Below are 17,656 nucleotides of genomic sequence, written 5' to 3'. Positions count from 1 at the left end.
CATAGGTATAATTTAGATTTTTATAAAAGAGGGCTTGGATACCCTCCTGACAAATGCGGTTATTCTGTTTCCTTCACGACCGGCCCGTTCCAATCCTTCATACCAGGCAGAACATTATAGACTTTGCTGAATCCTTTGGCCGCAAGCTTCTGAGCTGCAAATTCACTTCGTTTGCCTGTACGGCAAATGACGTAGATTTCTTGATTCGGATCTAGTTCATTAAGGCGTGACTCCAAGTCTCCAAGCGGAATGGATTTCGCCTTCTCGATATGTCCAAAGGCATATTCCGCCTCTTCACGAACATCCAGAATAAGACCATCCTTATTCATGATTTCCTCGTTGGAAATAGTCGGCTCATACGTCTTCTCCACTGCATCTCCTTCTTCACATTTACGGATGTAATGGTAAAGAACGCCGCCTTCTTCATTTGTGCCGATGTATTGATTGCCGGTTGATTCAGCCCAAGCAGCTAAATCGGCCTTTGATCCTTTATCAGTTGCTTGAACCTCAAGTACTTGACCATCTTCAAGGTCTTTGATTGCTTTCTTCGTTCTGACGATTGGCATCGGACATGCCAACCCTTTAGCGTCCAGATGAACGTCTGCTTTTATTGCCATTCATAATCCTCCTATACACCATAGGGTATATTTTATTGAAAATTTTTTAGGCGATTTCGCCTTCCCATGCCATCATGCCGCCATTCATATTAATGGCTTGATAGCCCATTGCTTCCAGGTAGGCAGTCGCCTTGCTGCTGCGTGCTCCTGAACGGCACACCATGATATACTCTTTATTCTTATCAAGTTCGCCAATCCGCTCCTCTAATTCACCAAGCGGAATATGAGTGATCCCTTTAATATGGCCCTCTTCCACTTCAAACGGTTCGCGTACATCTATAATATGAAGGGTTTCCCCTGCTTCTAGTTTTTGCTGTACTTCTTTCGCTGACATAGCTGTCATATGAATCATCCTCTCCAACTATTCATGCCGCCGCGTACATTTGTCACATTGGCATAGCCTAATTTCTTTAATTGCTTACAAGCCGTCTGGCTTCTCATGCCGCTCTGGCATATGACGATAATCTCCTTGTCATGCGGAAGCTTCGAGAAGTCGCTGCCAAGCGGGATATTCTTGAATCCGCGGATGTGCCGGCCCTTAAATTCGCCGTTCGTTCGCACATCGAGGAAGAATGCATTCCGATCATTCAACCGGTTCTCAAGCTCTGCGGCCGTAATATTGCTGACCCCTTTTGCCCCTCGCATCTTGAGGAGATAAAAGAGAACAAGCGCTGCCGCTAAAACAATCCACTCCATAAGCTCCTCCTTAGATGAACAAGTTTACTGCGCCATTCTCAGCATCCGCTAAATAAGCAGCAACTCCTGCATATTGAACGCCGTCCAATAACTCTTCCTTATCAAGTCCCAATAGATCCATTGTCATCGTACAAGAGACTAGGTTGATTTCTTGCTCCTGTGCCATCTCGATCAACTCAGTCAATGTAAGTGCATTATGCTTCTTCATGACATGCTTGATCATTTTCGGACCCATACCAGCCATATTCATATTTGATAAGGCAAGCTTTTCTGCACCGCGCGGCATCATTTTGCCGAACATTTTCTCAAGGAAGCCTTTCTTCACATCGACTGGGTGCTGCTTTCGAAGAGCATTAATTCCCCAGAATGTGTGGAAGATTGTTACCTTATGATCGTAAGCTGCCGCTCCGTTCGCAATAATGTAGGCGGCCATCGCCTTGTCATAATCTCCACTGAATAAAATGATATTGGTTGATTTCTGTTCCATATTTCCTCCTTGAAATTGCTTTATACTTATACCCCTATGGGTACAATACTAACCAAAAAAATATAGGGAGTCAATCTATCTGCTCTTCACTAATAATTTCACTGCTTCAGCAATTGACTCATTTACCTGATCCTCATTGCCATCGGCTGCCCTTACACATTCCACCAGGTTCTCACTGACAATGAGACCGATTGTACGCTCGATTCCAGAACGGACGGCTGACAGCTGTGTAATCACATCTTGGCAATCTTTTTCCTCTTCCATCATGCGATGAATTCCGCGAAGCTGGCCTTCCATCCTGCTCAAGCGATTCTTCACTTTATCATCATAGTTCATGGTTGTCGTCCCCCTTCCGTTTTGTTTGATAGGACTATCATATACCCCTATGGGTAATAGGTCAACCGGAATGCTCCTTTTTTATTTCTGCCGAAAAATTGTCCCACCTGCCAAAAATTTGGCGTAATTGGACGAATATTTGACCACACTTGGATATCCATGACTGAAAAGATTGATATTGACGGGCTTTTACTGCTTGGCATGAATCTTGCAACTGTATAGATTGAAACCATTTATTCTAGGAGGATTGATTGCTCATGAAAGCAGCTGTTGTGAATGAATTCAAGAATACCCTGGAAATTAAAGAAGTCCCGAAGCCAACACTTGAGTTTGGCGAGGTATTAGTTAAGATTGAAGCCTGTGGAGTCTGTCATACTGATTTGCATGCAGCCCATGGGGATTGGCCGGTTAAACCGAAGCTTCCCCTCATTCCTGGACATGAAGGGGTAGGAATCGTTGAAGAAGTAGCTGACGGGGTTACAAATGTTAAGATTGGTGATCGCGTTGGCATTCCATGGCTCTATTCTGCCTGCGGAGAATGTGAATATTGTTTAACAGGCCGGGAGACATTATGTCCTGATCAATTGAATGGAGGCTATTCTGTTGATGGAGGTTATGCTGAATATTGCAAGGCACCAGCAGCCTATGTAGCCAAAATTCCTGATAATGTCGACCCTGTTGAGATTGCTCCCATTCTTTGCGCAGGTGTAACCACCTATAAAGCCTTAAAGGTTTCAGAAGCGAAGCCTGGCGACTGGGTGGCGATTTACGGTATCGGGGGATTGGGTCATGTTGCCCTGCAATATGCGAAAGCGATGGGCTTCAATGTCGTCGCGGTCGATATAGCAGATGAGAAGCTTGACCTCGCGAAGAATCTAGGGGCAGATATCACAATCAATGGCAAAAGCGTCGATCCAGCTCAAGCCATTCAGGAGCAGGTTGGCGGAGTCCAGGCTGCTATCAGTGTAGCCGTCACAAAGACAGCCTTTGAACAAGCTTATCAATCCGTGAAGCGCGGCGGAACATTGGTGGTGGTAGGTCTTCCACATGATGACCTTCCAATCCCGATCTTTGACACAGTGTTAAATGGCGTGACCGTCAGAGGGTCCATTGTAGGGACTCGAAAGGATATGCAGGAAGCACTTGAATTCGCTGCACAAGGAAAAGTGAAAACCATCATTGAATCTACTCCACTCGATTCCGTGAACGAGGTATTCGATAAGATGGAAAAAGGACAAATCAACGGCCGGATCGTCCTAAAGATGTGAACAAATGATTGACTTAAGCTAGGGTACGGTCATAAACCGGCACCCTAGCTTTTTTCACTTAATAAATACCGCAGCTGGCGAGTCGATATCTTCATCCTCTCAGCGGCTGCTTTTCGATTGCCCATTGTTTCTTTCATGGCCTTCGTGACGAATGCCCTGCCTACCTCCACTTCAAGCTCTTTCACACGCAGAAGCACTTCGTCCAGGGCCGTTTCATTCTCACTTTCCCATAACTGCACGATCCCCTTCTTCCAGTTGTCAATATACGATTCCAAGGGAGAACCCTTTATCTGATCCAGCTGCTGATTCTCCAAGAGAATAGGAGAATTGTTCATTTTCTCCGGCAAATAGGACGGGGTCATCAATGAAACCTCTCCTTCAGCAAACGTGATTGCCCGCTTTACCACATTCGATAATTCCCGAATATTGCCTGGCCATGAATAATCCATCAGGATCTTCATCGCTTCATCCGAAAAGATAAGGGAGGATTGATGAACATTCAAGAAGTGCTTCACCAGAAGGGGGATGTCCTCTCTCCTATTCCGTAAAGGAGGAATTGTCAGCTTCACCACCTCCAGCCGGTAAAGCAAATCCTCCCTAAAACGATTTTCTTCGACAGCCCTCGAAAGATTCACATGTGAGGCCGCAATGATCCGGGTATTTGTCCGTCGGAGTTCTTCATCCCCAATTCTTCTAAACTCCCCTGTTTCAATGGTTCGCAATAGCTTCACTTGCGTAGCTGAAGAAGCCTCCGCAATTTCATCGAGAAACAACGATCCATTATGGGCAATTTCAAACACCCCTTTACGGCTCTTAACCGCTCCTGTAAATGCTCCTTTTTCATGGCCAAACAATTCACTCTCTAACAGAGATTCGGATAGAGCGCCGCAATTGACAGCAATAAAGGGGGAATCCGCACGACGGCTTGCCTGATGTATGAACTGAGCGAGAAGATCTTTCCCGCTGCCGGTTTCCCCTTCTATTAGTACATTGATATTCTTTCGGGCAATCTTATAAGCGAGAGTAAGCAAATGCCGCATATCTTCACTTTCTCCAATGATCAATCCCAATTTACCGACTAAATGCTGAATATCCGCATCGCCTGGCGCTTCAGGGTAATCCAGCAAATGCTCTATTAAGGCTTCCACTTCCTCGATCTGATCAAAGGGCTTTTCCATATAATCATTGGCTCCAAGCTTTATGGCCTCTATGGCTGTTTTTACCGTGCTGTAGCCTGTCATGATAATCGTCTTACAGGCAGGAAATGCTTGTTTCAGCTGTTTCAAAAGATCCAAACCGCTCGCATCTGGCAGCTTAACATCAATCATCGCTAAATCGACCGATAATTCCGGCAGCATCTGATAAAAATCACGCCCGCTCTTACAAAGCGTGACATGATACCCTTTCTGAGTCAGCAGATAAGAGAGGAAATGCCTGATTTCCGGCTCATCATCAATAATCAAAATGTCTTTCATGGCTCTCCCCCTTCTGATTCTATCTTCGGGAGCTTCAACGTAAATCGGCTTCCCATGCCTGGCTCACTCGTCATCTCAATAAAACCCCCGTGTGCCTGGGCAATCCCTAGACTAACCGATAAACCGAGGCCTGTTCCTTGGCCGGCCGGCTTGGTCGTAAAGAAAGGATGAAAGACTTCTGATTGATGGTCCTTGCGTATCCCTTCCCCGGAATCTGAAACAGATAAATACACGAAGTCTCCCTCCTGACCCGTGACAATCATGATTTCCCTCTTATCTGAAGACATGCCCTCAAGTGCATCCTTTGCGTTCAAGACGAGATTGAGAACAATTTGGCTCAATTGCTGCACACTGCCATTGATCTTAGGCAATGTGTAATCCAATTGTACATTCATGTTGATTTCCTGCATGTGAATTTGATAACCAACTAGACTCATAACCTGTTCAACCGCCTCATTTAAGGAGCATGCTTCAAAGAGGTATTCATCCTGTCTGGAGAAGGTAAGGAGATTTTGAACGATATTCTTGCATCTTCTTCCGCTATTCGTGATTCCATTCAACAAACTGCGGGATACCGGGTCTATTCTGTCATCCCTCTCAAGGAGCTGTGAATTTCCAAGAATGGCTGTTAAAGGATTATTAAGCTCATGGGCAACACCTGCCGCTAGTTCTCCAATGGCTGCAAGCTTTCCCGAATGAATCAGCTGGGATTCAATTCTTTTTTTCTCCGATATGTCTTTCATGTAAAGAATGAATCCATACATTTGCTGCTCCTCATTAAAAACCGGATTTGAAAACGTTTCAACAATCCGGTTGTCTGCTAAACGGATCTCCCGAAAGCAAGCCACTTGAGATTGATAGCTTTCATGCAAAAGCTCGGAGATCTCTTTTTCTTGAAGGAAGAGATCATGGATATTCTCCCCGACCAATGGAGGATTTCGAGGGCGGAAGAAACGAGCGGCTTGTTCATTTACCTTCATGATTCCCCCTTGTAAATCCACAACAAAAATCATGTCAATGACGGCTCGGAATGTATCCTCCCATTCCTTCTGGGTGGTAAGGACTTCATTATATAAACGGACATTCTCCAAACAAACCGCAAACTGATCGGCTAATTGCTGCAGGAACGCCACATCTGCTTCATCATAGCTCAGGATTCCAAAACTGCCGATACTCACAATCCCCGTTACCTTTCCTTTACTATGAAGAGGAAAGAGAAGCGCACTTTGAATACCATTCACCCGGAAGATTTGATTCTCAATAAATTCACCCTCCTCTTTTTCAAAGGGGATTGTGTGAAAGAGCATGTTTTTGTTTTGTATAACCGTCCAATATACCGAATTCTCCTTCTCCAAGGTCACATTCCGAGGAAGATAGCCTAATTTCTTCGGGTATACATTTGATAGAATAAGCTCATTTCCTTTCCGAATCGAGAGACTAATACGATCAAAAGGAAAGATGGTAATCAGTTTATCCATGATGTTTCTTAGCATGTCATCCATCGACATTTCTACATTGAGGTTCTTCATGACCTCATGGATGATTTCAAGCTGCATGTTTTTCTTTTGCAATTCGGCTACTGTATTCTTCAGCTCCGTATAATAGCTTCGCTTGGATGATTGAACCCCTGTTAATCGTTCAATCATCATCTGCCTTTCATACACAAAAATCACTCCCTATAAAGCCTGCTGAAACAATCTTTTCACATCATCCAACGTAATATCCCGCGGATTGGTGATCATACAGGCATCCTCTATCGCAATCTGGCTCATTTCCTCTATCATGTCCCCATTCCATCCCATATCAGATAATCTCTGCGGTGCACCGATATCAAGAGACAGTTTCTTGACAAACTCAATCGCCTTTCCGCCAGCTTCAATCTGTGTCAGCGTATCCGTAGAGATGCCGCAGATTTCCGCTATTTCTTTATACTTTTGCGGAACAGCAAGAAAATTAAATTCCATCACATGAGGAAGCAAGGCGGCATTCACCTCGCCATGTAAGAGCGGGAAGCGACCGCCTATCGCATGTGACATCGCATGCACGGCACCTAATATCGCATTTGAGAAGGCTAGTCCCGCTTGAAGACTCGCCATCGCCATTTGAGCTTTTGCCTCTTCATTCATGGTCGATGCAACGGAGGGCCGTAAGTAATTTGCTGTTAGGTAAATCGCATTCTTTGCTTGCACATCTGTCAGAGGTGTTGCCGCAATGCTGACATACGCTTCTATCGCATGTGTCAGGACATCCAAGCCGGTTGATGCAGTCAATTGCGGGCTTTTCGTCGTGAGTGTATGGGGGTCGATGATGGCGATATCCGGTACAAGGGACTTAGAGACAATCGTCATTTTCTTCTTCCGCTCTGAATCCACTATCACGGAAAACTGGGAAACCTCAGAGCCTGAGCCGGCAGTGGTAGAAATCATGACTAAGGGAGGAAGCGGCTCCTTGATTTTGTCCACCCCTTCATAATCATGGATATGTCCCCCATTCGTAACCAGGATGGCAATTGCCTTCGCTGTATCAATCGCACTTCCTCCCCCAACCCCAATCACCGCATCACACTCATGATCGACATAGACTTTTCGGCCTGCCTCCACTTCATAGTCCTTAGGATTCGTCGTTAAATCGAAGAAAACCGAAGAGGTCAGCCCAGCCTTTTGGCAGCTATCCAACACAATCTCGAGCCAGCCTGCATGCAGTACCCCTTGATCACTCACGATAAGGACTCTTCTAGCTCCGAGTCTCGAACAGCTTTCTCCGACTTGATGGACCGCTCCAGACCCGAAAATCACCTCTGGCATGACAAACTTATTGATCTTCATAGAATGCCTCCTTTTAAGCTATTACATTCGGCGAACGGCGGATGATTTCCTATTCCGCATGGAAGAAAAAGGTAGAAACCTGATGAATCAAATTTCTTTACTAACATGCTGTTAAGCAGAATCGGTCTCCTATCCCGTTCAGCTAAACGATTGATCCATCTGAATTTCGACTCCTATATGATTGATAAAGATTTGCCGCTACATTCATTCATTTCTCGTTCATCAGTTTCATTTACCTAGGAAAAACTTAATTAGAATAAAAGATACCAATATAGAAAATAGTTGTAAGGTTAGTTAAAGCGCTTACATTTATGCCAACAGAGGGAATTCATCATGAGCAGCTTTGACAACAAAGTAATTGTTATCAAAGCTGCTGCCGGGGGAATTGGGAGAGTTAAAGCCAAGAAACTAGCTGACGAAGGAGCAAAATTAACGTTAGTAGATTTGAATTTAGAAGCTGTAAAACCTGTTGTGAAAGATCTCGGTTTAGAGCATGATAGAGTATTAGCTGTTCAGGCTGATGTATCAAAAGAAAATCAAGTTAAGGCTTATGTTGACAAGACATTAGAGAAGTTCGGGAAAATGGAAGGTTTCTTCAACAATGCTGATGTAGAAGGAATTACCGCATTGAAGGACTCTAGTTCATAACGGATGAGGGTCCTTCTTTCTTATCTTTAATTGGCTGTCAATCTCTTCTAAAAGGGTATAATAATAGAGTAATCTGACAAAGGAGGAAACAAACCGGTGAAAAATATCCTCGTACTAGGCGGCACTCGTTTCTTCGGCCGCAAATTAGTAGACCTATTAGTGGAAGACGGACACAAGGTAACGATTCTGACAAGGGGTCAATCAGGCAACCCGTTTGGCGATAAAGTCGAACATCTGACTGCTGACCGCTGTAACAAGGAGGAATTGGCTAAAGCTGTTGAAGGCCGTCACTTTGACATCGTATACGATAATATTTGCTATTCCTCGAATGAAGCGTATGAATTCTGTGAAGTATTTAACGGCAAAATCTCAAAGCTTGTATTCACCTCAACATTATCGACCTATGATATAGATGGAAAAGAAAAACACGAAGGTGATTTTGACCCGTACCAACAAGAGATTCGGATGGGCGATAAGCGTGGGTTCACTTATGGCGAAGGAAAACGCCAGGCAGAGGCCGTTTTCTTCAAATACGCCAAGTTCCCTGTCGCCGCTGTTCGCTTCCCGATCGTGATGGGCGAAGATGATTATACACGGCGTCTGCATTTCCACATTGAACGCATAACCAAAAGAGAACCTATCGGGTTTGTGAACACCGATGCAGAAATGTCTTTCATTCAAGGAACAGAGGCAGCACAATTCTTGAAATGGGCTGGGATGACCGAGATTGAAGGACCGATCAATGCTACGGCGAACGGGAAAATATCTATGGCAGAGCTGATTACGTTAATCGAAAAAGCGACCGGAGAATCCGCCAGAATATCGTTAGTGGGCAATGATGATATACGTTCCCCGTATGCCATCCCAGACTCCTGGTATATGTCCAATCAAAAAGCAGAAGAGAATGGATTCAACTTCAGTCACTTGGACGATTGGCTGGAACCGTTAATCAACACTATTGCAAACCAGGCAGAATAATAGAGAGCCCCGATAAGTAGACAGATTAACAAATATCATCTATCCACTTATCGGGGAGTTTTTAGAAATACAGCTTTTCTTAAGAAAAGAATTATGATCGTTGATGCTGGAGTGGTAAATATCTAGAGTGGGACGATACATAAGATATAGAGCTTCTTGGGGTACAACCATATATGTTTATATAAATGTGATAAATAAGGAGCGTTTATCTGCCATCGAAGATATATGTATTTAAATTGAGCGTTAGCAAGAAAAATGACGAGGCTTAAGCCCACTTGAATACAGGACTTAAGCCAAATAACCATCAAATACTTATCATATTAGTGACTTTTCTACTAACTTCTTATAGTAGAACAAGGTCCTCTTCTTTTAATCAACCACTATATATGTAGCCTTAACAGGTCCGTGGACGCCGACAATAAGTTTCATTTCAATATCAGCACTGTTGCTTGGGCCGGTGATGAAACTAACGTATGAAGGGACATCTTGACCGGCGGATTGTGCTTCGTGGATGTATTTAGCTGCCTGAGTCATTCTTGGCACCAAAGTGCTTTTAGGAATAATAGCGATAAATGTCCGCGGCAACAGACTAATCGAACGGCCATTATTCTTATTATTAAACAATGTTACTGTGCCAGGTTCGGCAAGAGTAATGTCACTAAATACAAGGCCCACATCTGCTCTTTCCGCAATCATTTGATTATCCTTGCCAATAGAAGGATCCCATACATGTACATTCAGCTGATTTTTCTGCTCCTCAAAGTACTTTACGAGTCCAAACTCCTCATAACGCACATCATTAGACATTATTATTTCTTTGCAGCCATATGAATCAAGCGTTTCAGCTAATACCTTAGCTAAACCATCGCGATTTGTTCGTTTAAAAGCCGTATGAATTACATTACATTGGATTTCAAGAACATCAACTAGTTCATTAATTTGCGAAAACTTTATACATGCGGGCTATGACTCTGCAGGAATAGACTTTCTGGGAGTATGTATACAACACCACTTTGGTCATCATGTTCGATTGATAGGAGCTTTGTCCTCCTCCTTGGTAGTGTTGGAGAAAGAGGGAGTCATCCAATTCTCCAATCATCTCGTCAATGACTCTGGAGACTTGTTTTTTTGGAATCTAGTCTTGGATATCAAAAATTATGGTGGCTTGATGATTATTATGAGGGTAAAAGTCAGATTGTTCCGTTTAATGAAAAAAGCAGGTCTCTCTTCTTCAATGGAGAGTGGATGCTGAAAGTGCCCAGGAGGCTCCTCGACCGTCCCTATGTTCGCCGCCACCTATAACAAAAATAATCAACATCTTCGTTTAACAACGCTTGAAAATGTGAAAGAGAGGCAGTCCCTCAAAATCAATCTTCATTAACTTATGGAACAGCCTCTTTTCATCATATAAACATCTATTAACTATCATCCCAAATGACTGAAAAAATATGGTAATATACTTATAAAGTATATTACAGAGGAGTTCATTTATGGAGACATTAGCTTACCTAGGACTTATTCCTATATTAATCAATTTAGGCATTCTCATTTTTTCTGTTTATGTTGCCATTACTGCTTTAAAGTTAATGAAAGAGAAGAATGGATATCTCAAGGAAATTCGGGACGAAATCAAGAAAAGCAATCATGTCCAATAACTTAGCGATACACAGAAACACCGCCTATGGCGGTGTTTTTGGTTGTTTCTTCTAGCTAGCTTTTTTCAATCTGCTATTTCATTCGACTTGTATGATGGCAAGCCCTATTTATACGATTTTTTCAATTTTGAGTCGCTACTCTAATATAGCAGGCAGGCCCTTTACGTTTTGTATCTCTATTCGAAAAGAATTAGCATCTCACATACTTTCGTTTAAACCCTAGCCTTCCTTTGGCCATATCTTTTTGAATGTTTTCATAGGCATGTAAGTAGCTGCTCTTTTTCTTTTCCCGCTTAATCTCTACCTTCCCTACTGCCGCTGCCGTCTCAAGCGCCTTTTCATTCAGGGGGACAAAGGAAATTCCAACCGTATAGAGGAATAGATTCATAGCCGCTTTTGTTCGCTCAGGTGCTTCATGAATCTCCTTCTTCACAATTTCAAGCATATGGGCGATCTTTTCTTTAGAAAACTGATCGTCCGGGCGGTTTCCTAAAAGCCAGCAATAGCAGCTCCATCCCGCAGACATTCTCAGCTCGTCCCCGCTCGCGATCCACTTATCCGCCATTTCCTGTGCAAGCTGGGACTCCGATAAGGTCACGGCCACCACATAATCGGACAGCATATAGAAATAGGCCTTATCCATCCAGCGATTGAAATCTTTCTCTGTCATGGACTTCGGGTCGGCAATAATCCCCGCGAAATACATGGCATCATAGTTCCCAGTCGCATAAAGCTCCTCAGCCAATGGTTGGTTGATGCCTATTTTTTTGGCGATTGGCTTCATGGCACCTGTGGCCACGCCAAATAGCGGTTCGTGCGCACCATTTGAAAGATATATTTTTTTCGTTCGCTCCTTGCCCAACGCTTTAAGCTCCTGCATAACGGTTTCGGCATCCATTCATCTACTACTCCTTTTTTCTTCTATCTTATACAACAATACTCTGTGCGTATACATTGTATTGTTCGTTCATAAGAAAAAGGCCGTCCACTACGGACAGCCCTTTATTGTATGGATTTATTAGGCCTGCGGGTTAAGCTCAAGCTCTAAATTGATCTTAATATCTTTGCCGACCAATACGCCCCCTGTTTCTAACGCTGCGTTCCAAGTTAATCCGAAGTCCTCGCGATTGATGGTTGTTTCTCCTTCAAAGCCATATACTTCAACGCCCCAAGGGTTTGTTCCCTTTCCGTTGTAGGTTACATCAAAAGTGACAGGTTTTGTGACATCCTTAATCGTAAGGTCGCCTGTTACTTCATAGTCAGATCCAGCGCCAGTTATGGATGTAGAATGGAATTTAATAGTTTCATATTTCTCTGCATCAAAGAAGTCTGGTGATTTCAAGTGATTATCGCGGTCGTCGCTTTTCGTGTTGATGCTTGCGACATCAATCGTGAAGCCAATCTTTGCTGTAGTCAAATCCGCTAGATCTGCCGCTTCTACTTCAGCCGTATACTCCTCGAAGCTCCCTTTTACCTTGGATACCATCATGTGTTTCACCTGAAAACCGATGTGTGAATGTGAGTTATCAACTGTGTACTTTGCCATTTTTATCTACTCCCTTTGTTTGTTTACCTCGAATTCGAGATATATTAGGATAAAAAACCCCTTCATTTGTTTATCCCATTGTTTATTTCCTATATAGCTAACTATAAACCTTTTATATCTTGAAGTCAAGATATTTTAATTCGAATTTTTATTCTCCTTATCTCTTTCGTGAAATTCACGTCAGAAAATTATAAAATAAAGAGAGAAAGAGATTAGATAAAGGAAGTCTTGGCCATGAAAATCATTTGTTTTGGAGACAGTATCACACGCGGAGTTACCTATATGAAGGGACGGCTTCGCATCATAAAACAAAATTATCCAACTATCCTTCAAGATTGGTTCGGACAGAAGGAAGGTCCACCTATCGAGGTGGTAAACAAGGGCGTCTTTAATGATAACTCAGCACACCTATTAGAACGGCTGGAGAAAGATGTACTGGCGGAGCATCCTGCTATCGTACTGATTGGCATTGGCGGAAACGATTGTAATTTCAAATGGGCTGAGGTGGCCGAATTTCCAAGAGATGACCATACACCAACCGTGCCTCTTGATTCTTATATCGAGAATATCAAAACCATCATATCGAAAGTAAAAGAGGAAGGAATTACCCCTATCCTGCTTGCCATGCCGCCTCTAGATCCGGTGCGCTATTATGAATACACCGCCCATCTATTCAGCTCTAAAATCAGTGAATGGATCTGCAGGACTGGCGGGATTGAGCATTGGCATGGGATGTACAACCGGACATTGAAGAAGACGGCAAAGGAACTCGGCGTGAAATTTATTGACATCCGCACTGCCATGAAGAAGGCCGGCGAGCTTAAAGTACTAATCAGCGATGACGGCATTCACCCGACTGAGGCGGGTTATCAAGCGATTGCTTCAGAAATCTACCACTCTCTTCTCTCCATCTTAAAGAAGGAAGAGGATGCAGCAAAACCTTACAGCCTTTCATGAATAAACAAGACCCCCTTCAAAACAGGCAGGTCTTGTTTATTCTTCTGCCCTTCCAACAATTTCTGGCGGATAGAACATGAATCGTTTCATCCTGGCGTAATGCAGCAAGCGCGGTTCAATCGGTGGGGTTCCATCCTCCATAAAGCACAGCATCGTGTTGGCATGAATGTCTGCACTCACGCCTGATACTTTCCAAGCATCATGGTGAATATCACCGCGCAGAATTCGGCTGCCATAATAGGAATATAGGCAATATCGCTCAAGCAGCCAGTAATCCAATGTGTTTGGCATGGGCTCCTGCATTCTCTCCTCTCGGGTATAGCTGACCTCGAAATGATAGTCCCCCTTCCCTCTTGTCCGCTCACTCTTCATGTAGAATTCATTGCCAGATTGCCTGAATTCCATTTTCGCAATCTTATAAGGAAGCGCCGTTGCTGCCCGCGCTCCTAGAATGTTAACCGCACTATCCGCATCAAGGCTGAAGAAATAAATCCCTGGCACACCTTTATACATCACATACGTCCGTACGTTCAGTTCAATATAAGAATTAATGACAGGGAGCGGCGGAGTCGGCTATCCGTAATCTTAAGCGGGATGATGCTGATCCAAGCCTCCCCTGCATACGTATCTAACTCAAGCTCCTTCGGGACATGCGGCCGGAGAAAGTTCGGTGCAGCCTGGTAATGCACGAACAGCAAGTCATTCCATACTTGCGTCATCAGCCACGGAGAGCGTGGCAGCGGATAGGGCCGTTGCTTTGTCTCATCAAATTCATACATAATCCATCCTCCCAACTCGTTCACTACCCTCCTACCCGCGCCCGCTTACAGAAAACATCCTTCCCACTGTTTGCCGGTTGCTTTCTGTAAGCACAATCGCCTCTCATATAGTAGAATAAAAAGGCAGACTCTCTTTGCTGGAGAAAGAGATATGCATGGCTTACATAGGAAAATTTGTCGATTTGAACGGGCACCCGCCCACATGCCTTCCTTAACTCAAGATGAACAAAAAATTTGACGGCGAGGAGAATGAGCATGAACAAAATGAACCTTGGCACCAGCAGCTTAGCGGTGCCGCAAATCGCTGTCGGATGCATGAGGATTGATGCATTAGACAGTCATGAATTAGAAGCTCATTTACGTTTTTGCTTGGAAAATGAGCTGAATTTCTTTGACCATGCCGATATTTACGGGCAAGGAATTTGCGAAACCAATTTCGGCGTAGCGTTAAAGAGTACAGGGTATAAGAGAGAAGATGTGATTCTGCAATCGAAATGCGGCATCAAGCCGGGGACCATGTACGACCTCTCCAAAGAGCATATTGTTCAATCGGTTGACGGAATCCTGAAGCGGCTGGATACCGAGTATTTGGACATCCTCCTGCTTCACCGTCCGGATGCATTAGTCGAGCCGGAGGAAGTTGCAGAAGCCTTCGATGTCCTGGAGAAGTCCGGTAAAGTACGTCACTTCGGTGTATCCAACCATAAACCGATGCAGATTGAATTGCTCAAGAAATACGTCCAGCAGGACCTCATCATCAATCAGCTTCAATTAAGTCTTCCGTTCTCCAGCATGATGGCAAGCGGAATGGAAGTAAACATGCAGACAGACGGCGCGGTCGACCGTGATGGAAGCGTTCTCGACTATTGCCGTCTTCACGACATGACCATCCAGGCTTGGTCGCCTTATCAGTATGGCTTCTTTGAAGGAGTCTTTATCGGTAACCGCGACAAGTTCCCTGAACTAAACAAGGAACTCGACGAAATAGCAGAGAAATACGCTGTCACACCAACGACGATTGCAACTGCCTGGATTTTGCGCCACCCTGCTAAGATACAAGTCATTGCCGGCTCAACCAACCAGCAGCGGATCCGTGAAATCAAGCAAGCCAGCAATATTCACCTCACACGAGAAGAATGGTACCGCCTCTATATGAAGAGCGGCCACATTCTCCCGTAAAACAGAAATCTACTAGACTATGGAGATGATCAGTTTGTTCGAGAAATCAAGCAACTATACATTAAGCAATGGCTATGAAATCCCTTGTGTCGGCTTCGGCACTTGGCAGACTCCTGACGGCGAAACAGCCGTAGCCTCTGTCAAAAAAGCGATTGAAGCCGGCTATCGTCATATTGATACAGCGGCTGTTTATGGCAATGAAGAGAGTGTTGGCAAGGCCATCCGTGAATCCGGTGTTGCCCGTGAGGACTTATTCATCACAAGCAAGGTCTGGAACACAGAGCGCGGCTATGAAAGTACGCTGAAGGCATTTGACGTGACAATGGAAAAGCTCGGTCTTGACTATCTTGACCTCTACCTAATCCACTGGCCTGCCTCCTCCTCCCAATTCGACAACTGGGTTGAATTGAACAAAGAAACATGGCGCGCCATGGTCGAGCTTTATCAAGCTGGCCGCATCCGTGCAATTGGTGTATCCAACTTCCTCGTTCACCATCTTGAGCCATTAATGGACGCTGAGGTGAAACCGATGGTTAACCAAATCGAATTCCACCCTGGTCAAATGCAGGAAGAAACCGTCCGTTTCTGCAAAGAAAACGGGATTCTCATTGAAGCATGGAGCCCGCTCGGCACAGGCAGAATGCTGACGAACGAAACCTTAATGGCCATTGCCAAAGAATACGATAAATCCGTAGCCCAGCTATGCGTACGCTGGTGCCTGCAAAACGAAGTGCTTCCGCTTCCTAAATCGGTTACACCATCCCGTATCGAGGAAAACCTTGATGTATTCGATTTCACGATTAAGGATGAGGATATGGAAACCATTAACGCCATGGAATATTTCGGCGGTTCTGGTTCACATCCGGATGAAGTGAAGTTCTAAGAGAAAAAAGGATGCATGGCATTAATCTGCCGTGCATCCTTTTTCGATTTGGATGAAATTCCTGCGCCGGTAAACACTCAGCACAATCCCCATCAAGAAGGCATTCAGCATGGTTGGCATCCAGCCATAGCTGATAAACGGCAGGGAGACAGCCATGATTGGCAATATTCCGAAAATCATCCCGAGATTATAGAAGAATTGCAGCCCGAAAAGCGAGATCGCCCCGACGACCAACAATCTTCCATAACGGTCTCTCGTACCTATTGCAATCATCCCCATGCGCAAAACAAATAGGAAAAGAATGAAAATCACTCCTGCCGCAGCAGCATATCCATAGTTGGCTGTGACATTAGCCAGGGCAAAATCAGTATGAGGAGATGACGAGAAATCTAACTGACTGGCAGATGCACCAAACCAGTTAGCACCGCTCATTACCTCTGATAAACGGAGATACATATATCCTGAACCATCTGCATAGTTCTCCGGATTTAAGAAAGCAAAAAATCGCTCCATTTGGTAATCATTCACATATCCTAATAAGAAAGCTGTCCCAATGATTCCTGCACTTACACCAATCGGAACAATCGTCAGCCATAAGACCGTTCTCCTCCCCAAATGGCTCCACCAGAGCATAATCATAACCATGGCTCCATAAATGAACGTGATGGTCAAATTAGGAATCGTCATAAAGAGATACAAGGTATAGACAAACAATAAGGCAAGCTGCCACGCCTTCCTATTCTTTCTGGCGAAAAACCTTGCCCATGCGAGGAAGAAAAATGGAGTGGCTATCCAGCATCCCACCGTTCCAATGCCTGGTATACCAATAAAAGGCTCCCCGTTAATCATGTATGAAGGATTAAAACGCAGCACATATAAGATAAGGACGCCAATTCCGAAGAAAAGCCATCCCATCCTCGCAAGCTTGCGATAATCAACGAACATGAGTCCGATGGCTGTTCCTATTCCAAGCAGCCCAAAGATTAGTTTGTTCTGCAAGAATTGTTCAGTCAGTTCTTCTGGATAGTGCAGATGCAACATGGGCAATACTCCAAGCAACATAACCATTAACAGCAGGCCGAGGAGAAACCAATCCACCTTTGGACGATACAGCTTATTCATCTTCATTCCAATCTTAAGCGGGTCACCCATCTGCCGAATGGCTTTATCTTCAGACTCTTCAGCAGACAATCCTCTCACTAGCCAATCATTCTTCGTTTTCTGTAAGTGACATTGAAGCTCCTGTTCAACGAGCTTCCTTGCTTCCTTTGATTGAATATGGCCGGTGACTTCCTTCAAGAACTGTTCTTTCTGCTCACCCATTCAG

19 protein-coding genes and 1 pseudogene are annotated in these 17,656 nt (G+C 44.3%); 7 read left to right on the top strand and 13 right to left on the bottom strand.

What is annotated here, in order from left to right; genetic code table 11:
- Window positions 1–59 precede the first annotated feature (59 nt).
- From AC622_RS06895 to AC622_RS06875, 5 genes are all read right to left on the bottom strand, one after another.
- Window positions 60–617, bottom strand: a complete 558-nt coding sequence (locus AC622_RS06895) for a sulfurtransferase TusA family protein (RefSeq protein WP_049670395.1) — start codon at window positions 615–617, stop codon at window positions 60–62.
- Between the two features lie 46 nt (window positions 618–663).
- Window positions 664–960 carry a rhodanese-like domain-containing protein gene (locus tag AC622_RS06890; protein ID WP_049672830.1) on the bottom strand — a complete coding sequence of 99 codons (297 nt, stop codon included), beginning with the start codon at window positions 958–960 and terminating at the stop codon, window positions 664–666.
- 5 nt (window positions 961–965) lie between these two features.
- Complete coding sequence (locus tag AC622_RS06885; RefSeq protein WP_049670394.1) at window positions 966–1,313, bottom strand: rhodanese-like domain-containing protein; 348 nt, start codon at window positions 1,311–1,313, stop codon at window positions 966–968.
- 10 nt (window positions 1,314–1,323) lie between these two features.
- Window positions 1,324–1,800, bottom strand: coding sequence for a DsrE/DsrF/DrsH-like family protein (locus AC622_RS06880; protein WP_049670393.1), 477 nt, complete (start codon window positions 1,798–1,800; stop codon window positions 1,324–1,326).
- Window positions 1,801–1,875: 75 nt separating this feature from the next.
- A complete protein-coding gene (locus tag AC622_RS06875) occupies window positions 1,876–2,136 on the bottom strand; it encodes a metal-sensitive transcriptional regulator (protein WP_049670392.1) in 261 nt (86 codons plus the stop codon).
- 257 nt (window positions 2,137–2,393) lie between these two features.
- On the opposite strand from AC622_RS06875, the gene adhP reads away from it, so the two are divergent.
- Window positions 2,394–3,404: an alcohol dehydrogenase AdhP gene (adhP, locus tag AC622_RS06870; protein WP_049670391.1), complete on the top strand. Its 1,011-nt coding sequence runs from the start codon at window positions 2,394–2,396 to the stop codon at window positions 3,402–3,404.
- Window positions 3,405–3,448: 44 nt separating this feature from the next.
- Here the strand turns inward: adhP and AC622_RS06865 are convergent, their stop codons facing one another.
- Genes AC622_RS06865 through AC622_RS06855 form a run of 3 tightly spaced genes read right to left on the bottom strand, consistent with a single transcriptional unit; the run spans window position 3,449 to window position 7,704 of the window.
- Window positions 3,449–4,879: a sigma-54-dependent transcriptional regulator gene (locus AC622_RS06865; RefSeq protein ID WP_049670390.1), complete on the bottom strand. Its 1,431-nt coding sequence runs from the start codon at window positions 4,877–4,879 to the stop codon at window positions 3,449–3,451.
- Window positions 4,876–6,543 (bottom strand): ATP-binding protein, encoded by a 1,668-nt coding sequence (locus AC622_RS06860; RefSeq protein WP_082197052.1) that lies wholly within the window; start codon window positions 6,541–6,543, stop codon window positions 4,876–4,878. Before AC622_RS06860 ends, AC622_RS06865 begins: the two co-directional genes overlap by 4 nt.
- A gap of 12 nt (window positions 6,544–6,555) precedes the next feature.
- Window positions 6,556–7,704: an iron-containing alcohol dehydrogenase gene (locus AC622_RS06855; RefSeq protein WP_049670389.1), complete on the bottom strand. Its 1,149-nt coding sequence runs from the start codon at window positions 7,702–7,704 to the stop codon at window positions 6,556–6,558.
- A gap of 333 nt (window positions 7,705–8,037) precedes the next feature.
- Between AC622_RS06855 and AC622_RS06850 the strand changes: the two genes are divergently transcribed.
- Both AC622_RS06850 and AC622_RS06845 read left to right on the top strand, forming a co-directional pair.
- Window positions 8,038–8,352, top strand: a complete 315-nt coding sequence (locus AC622_RS06850; protein ID WP_053103725.1) for an SDR family NAD(P)-dependent oxidoreductase — start codon at window positions 8,038–8,040, stop codon at window positions 8,350–8,352.
- Window positions 8,353–8,448: 96 nt separating this feature from the next.
- Complete coding sequence (locus tag AC622_RS06845) at window positions 8,449–9,330, top strand: NAD-dependent epimerase/dehydratase family protein (protein ID WP_049670388.1); 882 nt, start codon at window positions 8,449–8,451, stop codon at window positions 9,328–9,330.
- A gap of 369 nt (window positions 9,331–9,699) precedes the next feature.
- Here AC622_RS06845 and AC622_RS06840 read toward each other — a convergent pair whose 3' ends face one another.
- Window positions 9,700–10,227: a LutC/YkgG family protein gene (locus tag AC622_RS06840; protein ID WP_269431799.1), complete on the bottom strand. Its 528-nt coding sequence runs from the start codon at window positions 10,225–10,227 to the stop codon at window positions 9,700–9,702.
- A 593-nt stretch (window positions 10,228–10,820) separates the two neighbouring features.
- Here AC622_RS06840 and AC622_RS21190 point away from each other — a divergent pair.
- Window positions 10,821–10,985 carry a hypothetical protein gene (locus AC622_RS21190; protein ID WP_197089909.1) on the top strand — a complete coding sequence of 55 codons (165 nt, stop codon included), beginning with the start codon at window positions 10,821–10,823 and terminating at the stop codon, window positions 10,983–10,985.
- Between the two features lie 190 nt (window positions 10,986–11,175).
- Here the strand turns inward: AC622_RS21190 and AC622_RS06830 are convergent, their stop codons facing one another.
- Window positions 11,176–11,883: a DNA alkylation repair protein gene (locus tag AC622_RS06830; RefSeq protein ID WP_049670386.1), complete on the bottom strand. Its 708-nt coding sequence runs from the start codon at window positions 11,881–11,883 to the stop codon at window positions 11,176–11,178.
- 120 nt (window positions 11,884–12,003) lie between these two features.
- The gene (locus AC622_RS06825; RefSeq protein WP_049670385.1) at window positions 12,004–12,531 is read right to left on the bottom strand and encodes a YceI family protein; all 528 of its coding nucleotides are present in this window, start codon (window positions 12,529–12,531) and stop codon (window positions 12,004–12,006) included.
- A 234-nt stretch (window positions 12,532–12,765) separates the two neighbouring features.
- Here AC622_RS06825 and AC622_RS06820 point away from each other — a divergent pair, with 234 nt between their 5' ends.
- A complete protein-coding gene (locus tag AC622_RS06820) occupies window positions 12,766–13,488 on the top strand; it encodes an SGNH/GDSL hydrolase family protein (protein ID WP_049670384.1) in 723 nt (240 codons plus the stop codon).
- 36 nt (window positions 13,489–13,524) lie between these two features.
- Here the strand turns inward: AC622_RS06820 and AC622_RS06815 are convergent.
- Window positions 13,525–14,207: pseudogene (locus AC622_RS06815) on the bottom strand (YqjF family protein).
- A 315-nt stretch (window positions 14,208–14,522) separates the two neighbouring features.
- Between AC622_RS06815 and AC622_RS06805 the strand changes: the two are divergent.
- Entirely contained in the window at window positions 14,523–15,446 is a 924-nt protein-coding gene (locus AC622_RS06805) for an aldo/keto reductase (protein ID WP_049670381.1), read from the top strand.
- Between the two features lie 34 nt (window positions 15,447–15,480).
- Complete coding sequence (locus AC622_RS06800; protein ID WP_049670380.1) at window positions 15,481–16,329, top strand: aldo/keto reductase; 849 nt, start codon at window positions 15,481–15,483, stop codon at window positions 16,327–16,329.
- Window positions 16,330–16,350: 21 nt separating this feature from the next.
- Here AC622_RS06800 and AC622_RS06795 read toward each other — a convergent pair whose 3' ends face one another.
- The gene (locus AC622_RS06795; protein WP_049670379.1) at window positions 16,351–17,652 is read right to left on the bottom strand and encodes an FtsW/RodA/SpoVE family cell cycle protein; all 1,302 of its coding nucleotides are present in this window, start codon (window positions 17,650–17,652) and stop codon (window positions 16,351–16,353) included.
- Between the last annotated feature and the right edge of the window lie 4 nt (window positions 17,653–17,656).

It is taken from the genome of Bacillus sp. FJAT-27916 (assembly GCF_001183965.1).
Classification (GTDB): domain Bacteria; phylum Bacillota; class Bacilli; order Bacillales; family Pradoshiaceae; genus Pradoshia.
Note: the sequence above shows the minus strand (reverse complement) of the source record. Positions and strands in the feature narration are given on the sequence as shown.